11 protein-coding genes are annotated in these 16,498 nt (G+C 40.5%); all 11 read left to right on the forward strand.

Going from position 1 to position 16,498, the window contains the following annotated elements:
- Nucleotides 1–3 precede the first annotated feature (3 nt).
- The 11 genes from QNM16_RS11710 (at nucleotide 4) to rluF (ending at nucleotide 16,492) form a co-directional block, all read left to right on the forward strand.
- Nucleotides 4–306, forward strand: coding sequence for an isoamylase early set domain-containing protein (locus QNM16_RS11710; RefSeq protein WP_063363692.1), 303 nt, complete (start codon nucleotides 4–6; stop codon nucleotides 304–306).
- Between the two features lie 6 nt (nucleotides 307–312).
- The gene (gene malQ / locus QNM16_RS11715; RefSeq protein WP_284020653.1) at nucleotides 313–2,304 is read left to right on the forward strand and encodes a 4-alpha-glucanotransferase; all 1,992 of its coding nucleotides are present in this window, start codon (nucleotides 313–315) and stop codon (nucleotides 2,302–2,304) included.
- Entirely contained in the window at nucleotides 2,301–4,538 is a 2,238-nt protein-coding gene (gene glgB, locus QNM16_RS11720; protein ID WP_284020654.1) for a 1,4-alpha-glucan branching protein GlgB, read from the forward strand. Before malQ ends, glgB begins: the two co-directional genes overlap by 4 nt.
- Before the next feature lie 2 nt (nucleotides 4,539–4,540).
- On the forward strand, nucleotides 4,541–6,592 hold the full coding sequence (gene glgX, locus QNM16_RS11725) for a glycogen debranching protein GlgX (protein WP_284020655.1): 2,052 nt from the start codon (nucleotides 4,541–4,543) through the stop codon (nucleotides 6,590–6,592).
- Nucleotides 6,585–9,068 carry a glycogen/starch/alpha-glucan phosphorylase gene (locus tag QNM16_RS11730; RefSeq protein WP_284020656.1) on the forward strand — a complete coding sequence of 828 codons (2,484 nt, stop codon included), beginning with the start codon at nucleotides 6,585–6,587 and terminating at the stop codon, nucleotides 9,066–9,068. The genes glgX and QNM16_RS11730 overlap by 8 nt, the downstream gene beginning before the upstream one ends.
- Before the next feature lie 30 nt (nucleotides 9,069–9,098).
- Nucleotides 9,099–10,397 carry a glucose-1-phosphate adenylyltransferase gene (gene glgC / locus QNM16_RS11735; RefSeq protein WP_284020657.1) on the forward strand — a complete coding sequence of 433 codons (1,299 nt, stop codon included), beginning with the start codon at nucleotides 9,099–9,101 and terminating at the stop codon, nucleotides 10,395–10,397.
- Nucleotides 10,398–10,406: 9 nt separating this feature from the next.
- On the forward strand, nucleotides 10,407–11,936 hold the full coding sequence (locus QNM16_RS11740; RefSeq protein ID WP_284020658.1) for a glycogen synthase: 1,530 nt from the start codon (nucleotides 10,407–10,409) through the stop codon (nucleotides 11,934–11,936).
- A gap of 142 nt (nucleotides 11,937–12,078) precedes the next feature.
- Nucleotides 12,079–13,296 (forward strand): EAL and HDOD domain-containing protein, encoded by a 1,218-nt coding sequence (locus tag QNM16_RS11745; protein ID WP_284020659.1) that lies wholly within the window; start codon nucleotides 12,079–12,081, stop codon nucleotides 13,294–13,296.
- Entirely contained in the window at nucleotides 13,296–14,387 is a 1,092-nt protein-coding gene (locus QNM16_RS11750; RefSeq protein ID WP_284020660.1) for a DUF418 domain-containing protein, read from the forward strand. Before QNM16_RS11745 ends, QNM16_RS11750 begins: the two co-directional genes overlap by 1 nt.
- Nucleotides 14,388–15,476 carry an ABC transporter substrate-binding protein gene (locus QNM16_RS11755; RefSeq protein WP_284020661.1) on the forward strand — a complete coding sequence of 363 codons (1,089 nt, stop codon included), beginning with the start codon at nucleotides 14,388–14,390 and terminating at the stop codon, nucleotides 15,474–15,476.
- 119 nt (nucleotides 15,477–15,595) lie between these two features.
- Nucleotides 15,596–16,492: a 23S rRNA pseudouridine(2604) synthase RluF gene (gene rluF / locus QNM16_RS11760; RefSeq protein ID WP_284020662.1), complete on the forward strand. Its 897-nt coding sequence runs from the start codon at nucleotides 15,596–15,598 to the stop codon at nucleotides 16,490–16,492.
- Nucleotides 16,493–16,498: the final 6 nt, after the last annotated feature.

Genomic DNA, 16,498 nt, shown 5'->3' on the forward strand with positions numbered 1-16,498 from the left:
AAAATGTTAACAAAACGTTTTTTTAAAACGAAAAACGAAGCCGAAATCACATTTGAATTTTCTCACCCTGAAGCCAAAAAAGTTGAGCTCGTTGCAGAATTTAACGATTGGCAACCTATTAGTATGAGGTTCAATAAAAAAGAGCAGAGATTTAAGCTCAAGCACAGGCTACCTACTGATAAGCAATTCCACTTTCGATACTTGATAAATGGTAACCAATGGGACAATGACAACAGTGCTGATGGATACGCTGCCAATGGTTTTGGTAGTGAAAATAGTATTGTTGATACACAAAGATTGGCTTAGTTGCCAATGGAAGGACTACAACAGCTATATTACCTCCATGGTATCGGCTATGATTTTGTTAAATATGACGGCGAGCATGTCGTTTTTGATGCGTTAACGAGGCAAACGGCCATTGAATGCTGTGGCATTAAAACGAATGATCAACATGTCGTTGATCGTCTCAATTTTGAATTAGATATTGCACCATGGACACGAGTTGTCGAACCTGTGACGTTGAGTGATAGTGACTCTGGCACATTTGTAATTAAAGTCGTAGAGACTTTAAAGCATTCAATAGCAAGCATAAAGGTACCTTCTGCAAATATAGATATAACGGTTAAGCTTTCTGAGTGTGATGAAGTTGGAGACTACATACATTCTGACAACCGATATGTTGCGTTAAAAATCAATTTGGGTAAGTTACCAATTGGCTACCTTGATCTATTGATTGAAGGTGCATTTGGTCAAGTAGTAACTGAGCTTTGGTCAGTACCAAAGCAATGCTATAACCCTTATGTATCTCACAGCAGTAAAAAGCCGCTTGGTGTATCATTACAGCTTTATACTCTCAAAAGTGATAGAAATTATGGCATTGGCGATTTTGCTGATTTAAAGCAATTGATAGCGCAGTTTTCCAAACTTGGCGGGGATTTTATCCTTTTAAATCCATTGCATTTGCTATTCAGTGCAAAACCTGAAGAAGCGAGCCCTTATAGTCCTTCTCATCGCTGCTTAATTAACCCCCTATACATAGCGTTAGATGATGTACAAGAAATAGTTGGCCAAGAATGTGCTGAGCTGTTCTCGTCTGTTGCAGATTTAGGACATAGGCGTTCAGTGTCAAGCAAGTTTATTGATTACACTCAAACATCCAATGTGAAGTACGTTTTATTTGAAAGCTTGTATAACTGTTGGCAACAGAGCGCGCGCCAAGAAGCTGCTTTAAACACTTTTATAGAAGAAAAAACATCAATACTTGGGGATGTAGAGCTAAGTCAATTTGAATGGTTTCTACAGTGGTTAGCGTCTGAGCAACTGCAGCATTGTCAGTCACTATGTATTGTGCAAGGAATGGAAATAGGGTTGGTGAATGATTTGGCTGTCGGTTGTACAGGCGGCGGACTTGAGTTTGAAAGTTATCGCGCTTGCTTTAGTGAGCAGGCAAACATAGGCGCGCCACCCGACCCATGGGCTGAACAGGGTCAAAACTGGGGGATGCCAGCGCTGAATCCGATAAAAGTAAAGCATAATAACTTTGCATATTTTAAATCTTTGGTGCGTTCCAATTTGAGCCAAGTTGGTGCGCTGCGTATCGATCATGTGATGTCTCTGAGGCGTTTATGGTGGTGCTTCGCAAAAGAAGGACAGGAACTCGGATGTTATGTTTATTATCCATTTGAATATTTGTTGGCCATTTTAAAGATAGAGTCACACTTACATAGTTCAATTGTAATAGGTGAGGACCTTGGGGTTGTACCGCCAGAGGTAACTCAGGCGTTAGAAGAGTCAGCAATTTTTGGTAACACACTATTTTATTTTGAGAAAAATCAAAATGGTGAGTTTAAAGCCAGTGAACAACTGAGGAAAAATGCGCTGATTATGGTCGCTAATCATGATGTTCCTCCATTTCATGGCTGGTGGAGTGCCGCGGACATTGATATTAAATTTGATTATGCATTGATTGATGAACATCAGCGTCATCATCAAAAACAAGCTAGAGGTATTGAAAAAGCGCGGTTAATTAGCTGGATTAATAAGCATGATTTACCTGATATAGAAATTACCGCTTCGAGTCAGGAGGTATACCAAGCTGTTATGCATGTATTAGCAAGCAGTCCAAGCAAATTGCTTGCCATTCAATTGGATGATCTAGACCTTCAAGAATTCCCTGTAAATATACCTGGTACAAATACAGAATACCCGAATTGGCGCCGCAAATTAAATCATGAGCTTGTTGAGATATTTGAACTTAATAGAGACTTTATTCAACAACTCAATGCAATCAGGAAGCAACAATGAATACCGTAAATAAAAATGTTGAAATGACAGAGGATTACACGGACCAAGTGGCTGCGTTACAAGCTGGCTCATTTTCAGATCCGTTTAGCTTTTTAGGGCCACATGTAGTTAAGGTTGGGCCAAAAACATATACAGTTTTGCGGGTCTTCATTCCAAGCGCATTATCTGTTGCGGTTGTTTTGGGTAAAACGCAAAAGCATATGACTCGTTTTGGAGACAGTCAGTTGTTCACTGTGGTATTTGATGCAGAACTAAGCGCGGAAAATTATCGCCTCAAAGTAGAATTTGAAGACAGCACTTTGCATTTTTGTGATGTATACAGTTTTAATAGTGCGTTAGATGAACAGGCTATGTACTTGTTTAATGAGGGTACGCTCGAGCATGGCTATGATCACTTTGGCGCTCGCTTTATAAATCACGAAGGTGTTCAAGGCGTACAATTTAGTGTTTGGGCACCAAACGCAAAAAGCGTCTCTGTTATTGGTGAGTTTAACTTTTGGCAAGCTAATCAACATTATATGCGTTTTCACCCTGCTAGTGGTGTTTGGGATTTGTTTATTCCCGGATTATCAGCAGATACAAGTTATAAGTTCGCGATCACGACAGTGAGTGGTGAAAGGCTTGAAAAAGCAGATCCTTACGCTAAAAAAATGCAACAAGCGCCTGGCACTGCAAGTGTTTTACAGCAGACATTTCAAGCGCCAACTTATGATGAAGAAATGTACGAAAGGCGCATGAAGCGTAACCATGTAGAGTCCCCCATTTCTATATACGAAGTGCATTTGGGATCGTGGAAGCGAAGAGTTGATGAGCAAAATCGTTATTTAACTTATCGAGAGTTAGCAGATGATCTTGTGCCTTACGTAAAAGATTTAGGCTTTTCGCATATTCAATTAATGCCTATTAGCGAATTTCCCTTTGATGGCTCTTGGGGATATCAACCTGTAGGTCTTTTTTCCCCGTCCAGTCGCTTCGGTTCTGTAGACGATTTTTTATATTTTAGTGAGATGTGCCATAAACACGAAATTGGTCTGTTGCTCGACTGGGTGCCCGGTCATTTCCCGACGGATCCCCATGGGTTAAATCGGTTTGATGGTACACATTTATACGAGCATGCAGACAAGCGTCAAGGATTTCATCCAGACTGGAACACTTGCGTTTTTAACTATGATAGACCCGAGGTTAAGAGTTATATACTCTCTAATGCGAATTACTGGGTGTCAGAGTTTCAATTAGATGGGCTCAGAGTGGATGCTGTCGCATCTATGCTTTATCTCGATTACTCGAGAAAAGATGGGGAATGGATAGCTAACAAACACGGTGGCAGAGAAAATCTTGGCGCGATAGATTGCTTACAGAGAAGTAATGCTGTTTGCTATAAAAATGCACCACATGCCATGATGGTTGCAGAAGAATCTACAGCTTGGCCTGGGGTGACACAAAGTGTAGACCATGGCGGATTAGGATTTGGCTATAAATGGAACATGGGCTGGATGAATGACAGCTTAGGCTTTATGCAACGTGATCCAATTCACAGAAAGTTTCATCATCATGAAATGACGTTTTCCATGGCTTACGCCTTTTCAGAAAACTACATCTTACCTCTAAGCCATGATGAGGTTGTGCATGGGAAAGGGTCTCTTTTAAGTAAAATGCCAGGTGATGACTGGCAGCAATTTGCTAATTTACGCGCTTATTATGGGTTTATGTTTGCTCACCCAGGCAAAAAACTACTGTTTATGGGCAGTGAGTTAGCACCTCGAGATGAGTGGGATCACAATAAGCAGTTAGACTGGTCATTATTGGAAAGTGAAGCACACACAGGGGTTTTTGAGTCAGTTAAAAAGTTGAATTCAGTCTACCATTCAACACCCTCTTTATATGAAGTCGATGGATCACCTGCTGGCTTTAGGTGGATTGATTGTGATAATGCTGAGCAATCAATTTTGAGCTTTGTAAGGTTTGGTAAAAAGCAATCTGAGCTTTTGGTTGTTGTCAGCCATTTTACACCACAAGTATTTCATCATTTCAGGTTAGGAGTACCCAAAGAAGGAGTGTATCAAGTCGTGTTCAACTCTGATGACAAGCAATTTTACGGCAGTGGCGTTCAAGTTGTCGCACATAAGCAGCAACTTGTTCAGAGTAAAGCTGTGGCATGTCACGGATTAGACAACAGTATTGAAATTACAATACCGCCGTTAAGTACTGTCTATTTAAAATATATATCGGCATAAACATGATTAGCTCCCGACAAGGCAGTACTTGCCCATTTGGCAGTACGGTAACAGACACAGGTGTTAATTTTTCAGTCTACGCCCCTAATGCAGAGAAGGTTTATTTGTGTTTGTTTGACGGCTTTGGACGATGTGAAAAAAATCGTCTTGAAATGTATAGTCATGAAGGAGGAATCTGGAGTATTTTTGTTGACTCACTCACTTCTGGTGCACTATACGGCTATCGAGCAGACGGCAAATACAATCACTTGGATGGCCACTTCTTTAACGTTAATAAATTACTGCTAGATCCGTATGCGAAAGACTTTAGTGGGGACTTTACTTGGAGTGAAAGGCATTATTGCCACCTGCCTGTTGGTGAATTTAATAGCTTAGATAACGCTATTGATATGCCTAAATGTAAAGTTGCCAAAGTACAAGCTTACACAGGGAAAAAGCCCAATACACCTTGGCAAGATACGTTTATTTACGAGTGTCATGTGAAGGGGGCTACGCAACTTCACCCACAGATTGACAAGTCTAAAGTGGGAAAGTTTGCTGCATTGACTGATCCTGCATTTTTACTGCACCTTAAATCTTTGGGTGTAACAGCCATAGAGCTGCTGCCAGTTCATGCATTTGTGAGTGAGCAGTTTTTAACGACAAAAGGGCTGCAAAATTATTGGGGGTATAACACCTTAAGCTTTTTTGTTCCGCACAGAGCATATTGCGTAAACGGCGATATGACTGAATTTGTAGATATGGTTCGGCAGTTTCATGAACATAAAATCGAAGTGATTATAGATGTTGTGTACAACCACACTGCAGAAGGCGGTATTGATGGCCCGATGTTGTCTTTTAAGGGGCTCAATAATAACGGTTATTATAGAACGATAAATTCACCAGAATCAGTGTACATCAATGATACAGGTTGTGGTAATACAGTGAATATAGACGACCCGATCACATTAAAACTCATTATGGATAGCCTGAGATATTGGGTGGAAGTGATGGGAGTAGATGGGTTTAGGTTTGACTTAGCGACCATACTTGGCCGCACAATAGATGGTTTTTCTTGCCGTCACGCATTTTTTCAAGCTGTATTGCAAGACCCTGTTTTGTCCTCTGTAAAATTAATTGCAGAGCCTTGGGATGTAGGGCCTGGCGGGTATCAACTCGGTGCTTTCCCATCACCTTGGCGCGAGTGGAACGACAAATATAGAGATATTGTAAGGCGATTTTGGCGAGGGGACAGTGGCACTTTGCCAGAGCTTGCTAAACGCATCCATGGCTCCAATGACTTGTTTGAGCATAATCAACGCGGTCCACTCAACTCAATTAACTTTTTGACCAGTCATGATGGATATAGTTTGGCTGACTGGGTGAGCTATGAGCAAAAGCATAATGAGGCTAATGGTGAGAATAACCGAGATGGCCATAGTGAAAATTATTCTTTTAACTGTGGCTTTGAAGGTGATGTAGATAACTCAGAAGTCGTCCAGTTACGCCACAAGATGCAGACTAACGCGCTGATAACTTTGTTCATGTCAAAGGGAGTGCCGATGATAGCTGCAGGTACAGAATTGAAACATAGTCAAGCCGGGAACAATAACGCTTATTGCCAAGATAATGAAGTGAGTTGGTTAAATTGGTCCGAATACGGAGGGAGTCAAACACTCATTAGTTCTATTTCTGAGCTGATGAAGCTGAGAAGTCAATTAAGTGTTTTTCAACATCCTTTTTTTGTTCACGCTGATGATGAGCGGTTTTCGGTCGAGTGGTTAAATAAAGAAACACGCCCGATGAGCGAACATGATTGGCATGATGAAGGGAATAAAACGCTCATGTATATTCTCGCCGACAAGCTTACCTCAAAAGCCGTCATGGTACTTTTAAATGCGGACACTGAGCGTTTATCTATTACGTTACCACCCCCTCCATTTTCTAGTAACTGGGAATGTGTGTTTACGTCAGAGCAAGTAAATGACAGCGACGTACTTCCTATCTCTTTTTGTCTCACAGGACAAAGTGCTTGGGTACTTATGTCAAACTTAGAGGAAAACACGAATGGCTGATAAAAAGTCTAATGTGTGTGTTGTTAAGCACTGGCAAGATGCGCCAAAACTCAATGAGAGCGCATTGGCAGATGATTTAAATCGACATTTCTATTATACCCTTGGTCGTGATCGGGTTGGGGAATCAAAGCATTATTTATTTCAAGCGTTAGCATTGACAATAAGAGATAGGTTAGTAGCCCGTTGCCGTGCAACAAACCAGTATTTATCACAGCAAAAGACTAAAAAAGCGGCGTACTTGTCCTTAGAGTTTTTAATGGGACGAGCCCTTGGCAATGCGATTTTGAATTTAGACCTTGAAGAACAAGTGAAATCTGCACTTAAAGAGTATGGAACAAATCTCGAGGAGCTTGAATCTGCTGAGCATGATGCTGGGCTTGGTAATGGCGGTTTAGGCAGACTTGCGGCCTGTTTTTTAGATAGTTGTGCATCATTAGCTTTACCTGTAGTTGGCTACGGTATTCGTTATGAGTATGGGATGTTCAATCAATCAATTGAGCATGGCGTGCAAATCGAGCAGCCTGATAAGTGGTTACGTGAAGGCCATCCTTGGGAGTTAAGCGCGCCAGAGCAAGCGAAGATTGTTAAGTTTTTCGGTAATGTCGAAACACATACCGATAAGCATGGCCGGATCCATCATCAGTGGGTGAATTCTCAGGATGTGTTAGCTGTTCCTTTTGATGTTCCTATCCCAGGTTACCGTAATGGCGTTGTAAATACGCTTAGATTATGGAAATCAGAAGCAACAGATGAATTTAACCTCAAAGAATTCAATGCTGGCAGTTACTCAGAAGCCGTTGCTAAGAAAAACCTTGCTGAGCAAATTACCATGGTGCTTTACCCTAATGATGCCAGTGAAAACGGGAAAGAACTGAGGCTTCGCCAACAATACTTTTTATCTAGTGCCAGTTTACAAGATATTCTCCATCAGTGGACAGAGCAGCATGGTAGTGATTTTAGCGACTTTGCTCAGTATCACGTTTTTCAACTTAACGATACACACCCAAGTGTAGCGGTTGCTGAACTTATGCGTTTGTTACTGGATGAGTATGAAATGGAGTGGGATGATGCTTGGGAAATTACAACGTCAACAATGGCGTATACCAATCATACCTTGCTACCTGAAGCGTTAGAAAAATGGTCAGTACCTTTGTTTAGTCGATTGTTACCAAGAGTGATGGAAATCATTTTCGAGATTAATGCGCGTTTCTTAGCTGAGGTTGCACTCATGTGGCCAGGAGATGTAGAAAAGCAAAGGCAACTTTCTTTAATCGAAGAGGGTCCTGAACCTCAAATCAGAATGGCTTATCTAGCAATTGTAGGCAGTTTTTCTGTCAATGGTGTAGCCGCTTTGCACACCGAGTTGCTTAAATCCGGACTGTTTAACACCTTTTATAATCTGTGGCCTAACAAGTTTAACAATAAGACTAACGGTGTGACGCCGAGAAGGTGGCTTGCGCATTGCAACCCTGATTTAGCAGACCTGATCACAGATAAAATAGGCGAGGGGTGGCAAGCGGATTTCTCAGAGATCAGTGCCATCAGAAGATACTATGATAAACCTGCATTTCACACACAGTGGCAAAAAGTTAAAGAAAGTAACAAAGCTAAGTTAGCCGAGCTGGTTAAAACGCGATGCAATGTAGAGTTTGATACAAGCATGATATTTGATGTGCAAGTAAAGCGTATTCATGAGTACAAAAGGCAACTATTGAATATTTTACATGTTATTGCTTTATACGATCAGGTCCGCAGAGGTGACGTAAAAGATATGGTACCTAGATGCGTATTGTTTGGTGGTAAGGCGGCTCCTGGATATTACATGGCCAAATTGATTATCAAGCTAATTAATAATGTTGCAAATGTCGTCAATAAAGACAATGCAGCTAAACCATATTTAAGAGTTGCTTTTTTACCAAATTATAATGTCACAGCGATGGAAACGATTTGCGCTGCTACGGATCTTTCACAACAAATTTCAACCGCAGGTAAAGAGGCAAGTGGTACAGGCAACATGAAGTTCATGATGAATGGTGCTGTGACTATCGGGACTTTAGATGGTGCAAATATAGAAATTAGAGAGCAGGTTGGGGATGACAACTTTTTCTTATTTGGTGTTACTGCTGAACAGGCCTGCCAAGTGAGGCAGCATTATGACCCAACAAGTATTATCGATGAATTTGAGCCCTTAAAAAATGCCATGAAACTACTTGAAAGTGGCCACTTTAACCTTTTTGAACCCAACCTATTCAACGACATTATTGCATCTATTACTAGCCCGAATGACCCTTGGTTAGTTGCACAGGATTTTGAAAGTTACTTTGATGCTCAAAAGCGGGCTGCGCAAAGTTATACGAATAAGACACTGTGGAATCGTATGAGTATTTTAAATACAGCAGCTAGTGGCACTTTTTCTAGCGATCGTACTATTTCCCAATACAGTGAAGAGATTTGGCGATTAAAACCAATGCAGTAACCGCCACGAACAATAATATGGAGATAAGAAATGCCGAGTTATGCAAACCGTTATATAAGTAACCTGACAAGAGACACTTATGCATTGATCCTTGCAGGTGGACGTGGCAGTCGGTTGCACGAGTTGACCGATTGGCGTGCAAAGCCAGCGGTGTATTTTGGTGGTAAGCACAGAATAATTGATTTTCCATTGTCTAATTGCATTAACTCTGGAATACGCCGAGTTGGAATTGCAACACAGTACAAGTCTCACTCGTTGATCAGACATGTTAATCGCGCTTGGGGACATTTTAAAAAAGAACTAGGAGAATCTGTAGAGATTTTGCCTGCATCACAGCGTTATGGCGATGAATGGTATTGTGGTACGGCGGATGCCGTATTTCAGAATATGGATATAATCCGCCATGAATTGCCTAAATATGTGATGATTTTATCTGGCGACCATGTGTATCGAATGGATTATGGTGCATTAATCGCCAAGCACGTTGAAACAGGTGCTGACATGACCGTGTGCTGTATCGAAGTAGACTGTGAAGAGGCGGCAAACACATTTGGTGTTATGACTGTTGATGAAGGTAAGCGTGTTAGACGGTTTGATGAAAAGCCTGCGGAGCCAACCTCTATTCCGGGCAAACCGGGCACATGTTTAGCTTCAATGGGTAATTATGTGTTTAATACGGAGTTCTTATTTGAGCAGTTAAAGCGAGATGCGCAAAGAGAAGGTTCTGGCCGTGATTTTGGTCATGATATTATCCCAGCTATCATTGAAGAGCATAACGTGTTTGCATTCCCATTTAGAGATCCCAGCCACCCCGGTCAACCTTATTGGCGTGACGTGGGAACAATCGACTCATTTTGGGAAGCCAATATGGAGCTGGTATCAGTTCAGCCACAGTTAGATTTATATGATCCATCTTGGCCTATTTGGACCTATCAGGAGCAGCTCCCGCCAGCGAAGTTTATTTTTGATGATGAAAATAGACGGGGTATGGCGGTGGACTCTACTGTCTCAGGTGGGTGTATCATATCGGGTTCAATTGTTCGGAAATCTCTATTATTTTCAAATGTTCATGTGCATTCATATTGTGAAATAGAAGGTGCAGTCGTATTGCCAGGTGTTAAAATAAACCGGCATTGTAAGATTCAAAATGCAATTATTGATAGAAGTTGTGAGATCCCAACCGGAATGCGAATAGGTTTCGATCCAGAGGAGGACCGCAGTAACGGGTTTAGGGTTTCAAATAAGGGCATTGTTCTAGTGACCCGAGATATGCTTGCTGCTTTGCAAGCAAGTCAGAAACCGACCGAATCGAAATTAGAAAGCGCCTAAGGGTAAAGTATGCATGTAGTAATGGTGGCAGCAGAGAATGATAGGCTGCCAAATTGCAAGGTTGGTGGTGTTGCGGATGTTATCCGTGACATCCCTTATGCCTTGTCTCATTTGGATATCAATACATCGGTGATTGTTCCTGACTATGGTGAAGCTCGTTTAAATAGAGAGTTTGTGGCTGATATAGCGGTACCGTTTAAACAACATTTAGAAACGGCCGTATTGTGGTTGGTAGAATCGGAAGATGGTGTATCTCAATATGTGATTTCTCATTCGTTATTTTCGGAACATGGCGGTGCGGTTTACTGTAATGATGAAGGTCGACCGTTTCATACAGATGCTAATAAATTCGCATTTTTTTGTGCGGCTGTATGTGAAGTCATCGAGCACGGTTTGATAGGTGATATTGATGTACTGCACTTACATGATTGGCATGCCGCTTGTGTTGCTGTTTTACGCGAGTTTAGTCCAAGGTTTACAATTCTTAAGCAAGTGAAAACGGTTTTTACAGTGCATAATTTGGCTCTACAAGGCGTCAGGCCATTCAATGGCGATGAGTCTAGCCTTGAAGCTTGGTTTCCCACCTTGAGTTATGATGGCCAAAAGATTTGTGACCATATTTACCCTCATTGTTTTAATCCTATGAGAGCTGCGATAGGCCTCTCTGATAAAGTGCATTTAGTATCACCCACATACTGTGAAGAGGTACAAAGAAGTAGTGATCATCAGGCTGGTTTTTTTGGTGGCGAGGGGTTAGAGCATGATATGCAAATAGCTGCTAGCCAAGGTAAACTGATTGGAATTTTAAATGGGTGTGAATATTCAAAAGCATTGCCAAAGGATGATATAGACGACTTTTATCGCTGTGCTGAAGCGAATATTTTTAACTGGATGTCGAAATCAACTGAGCTAAAAAGTGTGCATTATATTGCGCATCAAAGGTTGCTCGCGTGGGAAAAGTCTTCGATTACTGGCCCATTAGTAACGAGTGTTGGTCGTTTAACAAACCAGAAAGTATTTTTGCTAACACAAAAGAACGGTAGCAACATGATCATGGACGACTTGGCTCTTTATTTGCGTGAACATCATGGAAGGTTAGTGATTCTCGGTAGCGGTGATCACGAATTAGAATATTTGTTTGCACAAGTTATGGCTCGTCATGAAAATGTGCTTTACTTAAACGGGTATGGGCAAGATGTTGGCGATTTGCTGTATGTTATTGGAGACCTATTTCTTATGCCAAGTTCATTTGAGCCTTGTGGTATTAGTCAAATGTTAGCTATGAGAGCGGGGCAACCATGTTTGGTCAATTCTGTTGGCGGCCTCGCGGACACAGTGCAAAATAATATCAATGGCTTTACGTTTTGTGGAGATAATATACAGCAGCAAGGATTTAATTTAATCGAAAGATTTAAGTCGTGTATAAAGGTATTTAATAGTTGTAAAGATGAGTATAATAAAATTGCTTTAGAGGCATCACAGAGCCGATTTACATGGGGAAAAAGCGCACTTCAGTACAAGGAATATTTATATGAGTAGGTAAAACTACTCATCCTAGAGTAACAAAACTAGTACTTTAATGTTTTTGTTGGATTTTATTTATCGGAAATTCGGGTTAAAATAATAAAAAAGAATAAAACTAAAGTACTGTTATTGGAACAGTATAGCTAGGAGCGATGATTTGAAAGTGTTTGTGGCTCGACAGGCCATTTTTAATCGCAAAAAGCATGTGGTAGCTTATGAGCTATTATTTCGTGATGGCACAAAAAACAGCTTTCCTAATGTCGCTGAAAATGCTGCTACAGCAAAGTTAATTATGGATAATCAGCTGAATTTGGGTACTCGGTACTTAACTTCAGGGAAAAAAGCATTAATAAATATTGGAGAAGAATCTTTAAATCAAGAGCTTGCACAATTTTTACCCGCAGACGATGTTATTCTAGAGTTATTGGAAACTATTCCACCTACAAGTAAAAACTATGAAAAAGTGAGACAGCTTTTTCATAGTAATTATCGATTGGCACTTGATGACTTTACTTACTCAAAAGAGTGGGAGCCTTTTTTAAAATTGGTTAGGTTAATCAAGTTTGACCTTGTTGAAACTCCATTAGAGGAGATTGAGCCATTAGTAAACCAACTTAAAAAGCGTAAAAACTTGAAGCTTTTAGCGGAAAAAGTTGAAACTGAAGAAGAATTTGTTCATGCGAAAAAAATGGGTTTTAGCTTCTTTCAGGGTTATTTTTTTGCAAAGCCGACAATGATTGCGCAAAATGACATCGAAATTAATTATGCCATTGTGATGCTGATTTATGCTGAAGCATTAAAGCCAAATATGAATATTCCTCGGATAGCAGAGTTATTTGCACAGGATACTGCACTGGCTTATAAACTACTTAGGCTGATCAATTCAGGTGTATTCCCCATCAAAAATCGCATAGAGTCATTAAAGCAGGCTTTAGTTTATTTGGGGCATGAGCGAATTATTAAGTTTGTAAACCTTATTATGACTGCACATGTTGCTGAAACAAAGCCTACAGAGCTCACACGATTAAGCATTGTTCGTTCGCGTTTTTGTGAATTGCTAAGCCGACAGGTTGCCCCTTCCTTAGCCAGTATGAGCTTTTTAACAGGACTATTTTCTCTTTTGGACGCTATTTTGGATAAGCCGATGGATGTTGTTGTGGAGCGGCTACCTTTTCCTGAAGTGCTCAGGGACGCCTTGGTTGGAGAGCCTAACACCCTGTATTATATTTTAAATACGGTAAAAGCTTATGAAAGCGGCAGCTGGTGGGCTATGCAGGAGGCGTGCACTATGCTGAATATTTCAGATGAAAACCTTCCTGATTTTCATGCGCAGGCTGTAAACTGGGCTGATATGTATCGTGATCATGTGTATTAATGTATAGAGTAGACTCTATTGATTTTTTGAGGGGCATTGCCTTACTCGGCTTGCCCCTTACAAATCTCATGTACATGGCTAATTTCACGTCGGGCGCTATGGCTCCAAGCAGCGCATGGTCTGATAATTTACTAAGTTATATTGTTGATATATTCGCACATGGAAAGTTTAGGACCATTTTTAGTATCTTATTTGGAGTATCGATTTGTCTGCTTTATGAGAAGTACGGAGCTAATGGCACTAAAATTATAAAAAATAGACTATTAGTACTTGGCTTTCTGGGTTGTATACATGGTTTCTTAGTATGGCCAGGTGATATTTTATTAAATTACGCTTTTTCAGGCTTGTTGGTTCTTTCTGTTATTAAGTTAAAGTCGTCTACACTTTTTAAGCTCGCCGTTTGCGCAATTTTCATCCCTATTTTAACTCTTATCTTACTGATTTTACAAAGTGGTGAAACAGGCGTAGAGCAGAGTCTAATCAATTTAGACGAGATAGGGTTTACAGCTTTTGGGTTACTGAAGTTTAATGTAGAAAATTATCTAGCTATGTTGGCTTTACTGCCCACCATCACGCTTTGGTACATATTTGGCTTGATGCTTGTTGGGGTTTTGATTTATCGCATGTATTGGCTGAGTAAAGCGAATCTGTCTAGATTTGTTTGTATATGCATTCTGATACCTCTCTCTATTTTGGGCTCGCTTGCAGCACGTTTGAGCCTTGCAGAGCAATATGGCCTAGTTTATGACTTATTGAATTGGTTATGTGCCATCCCCTTTAGTATTGCTTTGATCTGTATAGTACTCAAGCGAAAACAACTTTTTGATACGAGCGCGTCACTTTTGTCCTATGTTGGTCGTAACTCATTATCACTGTACTTGTTGCAATCCTTGGTGGGTGTAGTGCTTTTTCAATTTGTCTTTCCAACATGGAAAATTTATTTCACCCAAACAGACTATTTTTTACTATTTATTGGCTTTACTATTCTACAATTGGCAGTAGTGTGGTGGTTTAAATGTAAATCTTTAAGAGGGCCCGCGGAAGTTGTGTTTGCTCACTGTCAGAACTATTTGAATAGAAGAGAGTACTAAATGTCTTCGATAAAAGTGTTGTTCCTACTATTTGCGCTGATGATTTCGTTTACGTCTTATGCTAAAAACAATTTTTCCGTGCTGTTTGTGAATCCGTCTTTAGAGGGAGAGCCTTTTTGGGGGAAAGTGCAAAAAATAACGCAAGAGGCGGCTGCACAACTCGATATTAATATTGATGTTATTTACGGTGATGGCAATCGCCATATACAGCTTGCGGAGCTGAAAAAATATCTAGATTATCGCGCAAGCCCAGATTATGTGATTTTGATGCTCTATCCCGGTGGCGCTGAGCAAACGCTGACCATGTTAAACAACTATGGCATTAAGTTTATTACTTTAGAACAGACAATAACAGGGCTCGAAAAAGAAGAAATAGGCATTCCCAAAGAGCGGTTTGAGCACTGGTTAGGAGAGGTTTTTTTTGATAACTACCAAGCAGGCTATGATTTAGCAAAATCATTACATCAAAGCGTACTTGCCGGTGGTCATAAAGGGCAAGTAAATGGGTTAGCCATTAATGGGCACTACGGTAGTGAGTCTGATAAGCGAAATCAAGGTGCGGCAGATTATTTCAAACAACACGATATAAATTTGCAGCAGACAGTACATGCTAGTTGGTCCAAAGAACAAGCTTACTCAAAAACTAAGCGTTTGTTTAAACGATACCCACAAACGCACATTATATGGAGTGCGTCAGATTTGATGGCGATGGGTGCACAAACCGCAGTCCGCCAATTAGTTAAAAACGATGCGGGCAAGGTTGCCATTGGCGGATTTGATTGGTTATCTGATAGCTTGGCTTTAATTGATAAAGGTTCATTATCAGCGTCAGTTGGCGGGCATTTTATGATGGGCGGATGGGCGCTTGTCTCCATATTTGACTTTCACAACGGCGTAAAATACTGGCAAGAAAACAGCGCAATTACCTTTAACTTATCTGCTATTACACGTGAGAATGTCGATGAGTACCTTTGGATTTCCTCTTCACCGGATTGGTCAAAGGTAAATTATAAAAGCCTAAGTATCTTGGACACGACAATTAAGTCGTATGATTTTTCGCCTGATCAGTTGCGTCAAAAGAAAAACTAGGCTCGACTCTTTGAAAATCTTAATTATCAGTACGGAAACTAACTTGAACTTGTGCTATCCAATTCATTTTATGTTGGAATCATTATACAATTAGCGTTTTTTAGAACATTGAGAATGGCGTGGATACACCAAAGAGACTAAATAAGTATATCAGTGAGACTGGATTCTGCAGCCGTAGAGAAGCAGACACGCTGATCAGTGACGGAAGAGTTTCCGTGAATGGCCAAATTGCAGAGATGGGTTTAAAGGTCACTGATGCAGACACTATTTTGGTAGATAACAAGCCATTAAAATCCAAGCCAAAACGCGTTTATATTGCTTACAACAAGCCCGTTGGAGTGACGTGCACAACTGAGCGAAAAATTAGAAGTAATATTGTCAATGCAATCAATTATCCTGAGCGAATCTTTCCTATTGGGCGTTTAGACAGACCTTCCGAAGGTCTGATTTTCTTAACCAATGAAGGCGATATTGTCAATAAGATTTTGCGTGCAGGTAATAATCACGAAAAAGAATATATCGTCACAGTTGATAAAGTTATCGATGATAAGTTTATTTATGGCATGCGCTCAGGCGTACCCATCCTTGGCACCGTCACAAAAAAGTGTTTTGTGAAAAAAACTGGGCCAAAAAAGTTTACGATTACCTTAACTCAGGGCCTTAATAGACAAATCAGAAGGATGTGTGAATATTTCGGCTATGAAGTACAAACGTTAAAGCGTGTTAGGATCATGAACGTCAATCTTAATGGGCTTAGGGCCGGAGAATGGCGTCACTTAAGCGAAAAAGAAATGGCTGAAATCAACGCGTCGATTGAGGGTTCTTCAAAAACGGAGGAAGCATCAGTCGATAATAAAAAAAGAGCCAAAGCAAAAGAATCGTTTAATCAAAATAGAAGCTTATCTGATAAGCCTCGTAGTAAAAATAAGAACAATCATTCTCGCCCAGACAAACCAAACAGAAAATCAGGTAAAAAGCCAGAACGTGTGAAAGGGACGTTGTCACTCAAGAGATAAAAAATG

It is taken from the genome of Pseudoalteromonas umbrosa, from assembly GCF_030125375.1.
Lineage (GTDB): Bacteria > Pseudomonadota > Gammaproteobacteria > Enterobacterales > Alteromonadaceae > Pseudoalteromonas > Pseudoalteromonas umbrosa.

Bases quoted from the DNA above. Each gene is read 5' to 3' on its own strand.
- malQ (WP_284020653.1), top strand. From the start codon at position 313: ATGGAAGGACTACAACAGCTATATTACCTCCATGGTATCGGCTATGAT.
- glgC (WP_284020657.1), top strand. From the start codon at position 9,099: ATGCCGAGTTATGCAAACCGTTATATAAGTAACCTGACAAGAGACACT.
- glgB (WP_284020654.1), top strand. From the start codon at position 2,301: ATGAATACCGTAAATAAAAATGTTGAAATGACAGAGGATTACACGGAC.
- QNM16_RS11755 (WP_284020661.1), top strand. From the start codon at position 14,388: ATGTCTTCGATAAAAGTGTTGTTCCTACTATTTGCGCTGATGATTTCG.
- QNM16_RS11710 (WP_063363692.1), top strand. From the start codon at position 4: ATGTTAACAAAACGTTTTTTTAAAACGAAAAACGAAGCCGAAATCACA.
- QNM16_RS11730 (WP_284020656.1), top strand. From the start codon at position 6,585: ATGGCTGATAAAAAGTCTAATGTGTGTGTTGTTAAGCACTGGCAAGAT.
- glgX (WP_284020655.1), top strand. From the start codon at position 4,541: ATGATTAGCTCCCGACAAGGCAGTACTTGCCCATTTGGCAGTACGGTA.
- QNM16_RS11740 (WP_284020658.1), top strand. From the start codon at position 10,407: ATGCATGTAGTAATGGTGGCAGCAGAGAATGATAGGCTGCCAAATTGC.
- QNM16_RS11750 (WP_284020660.1), top strand. From the start codon at position 13,296: ATGTATAGAGTAGACTCTATTGATTTTTTGAGGGGCATTGCCTTACTC.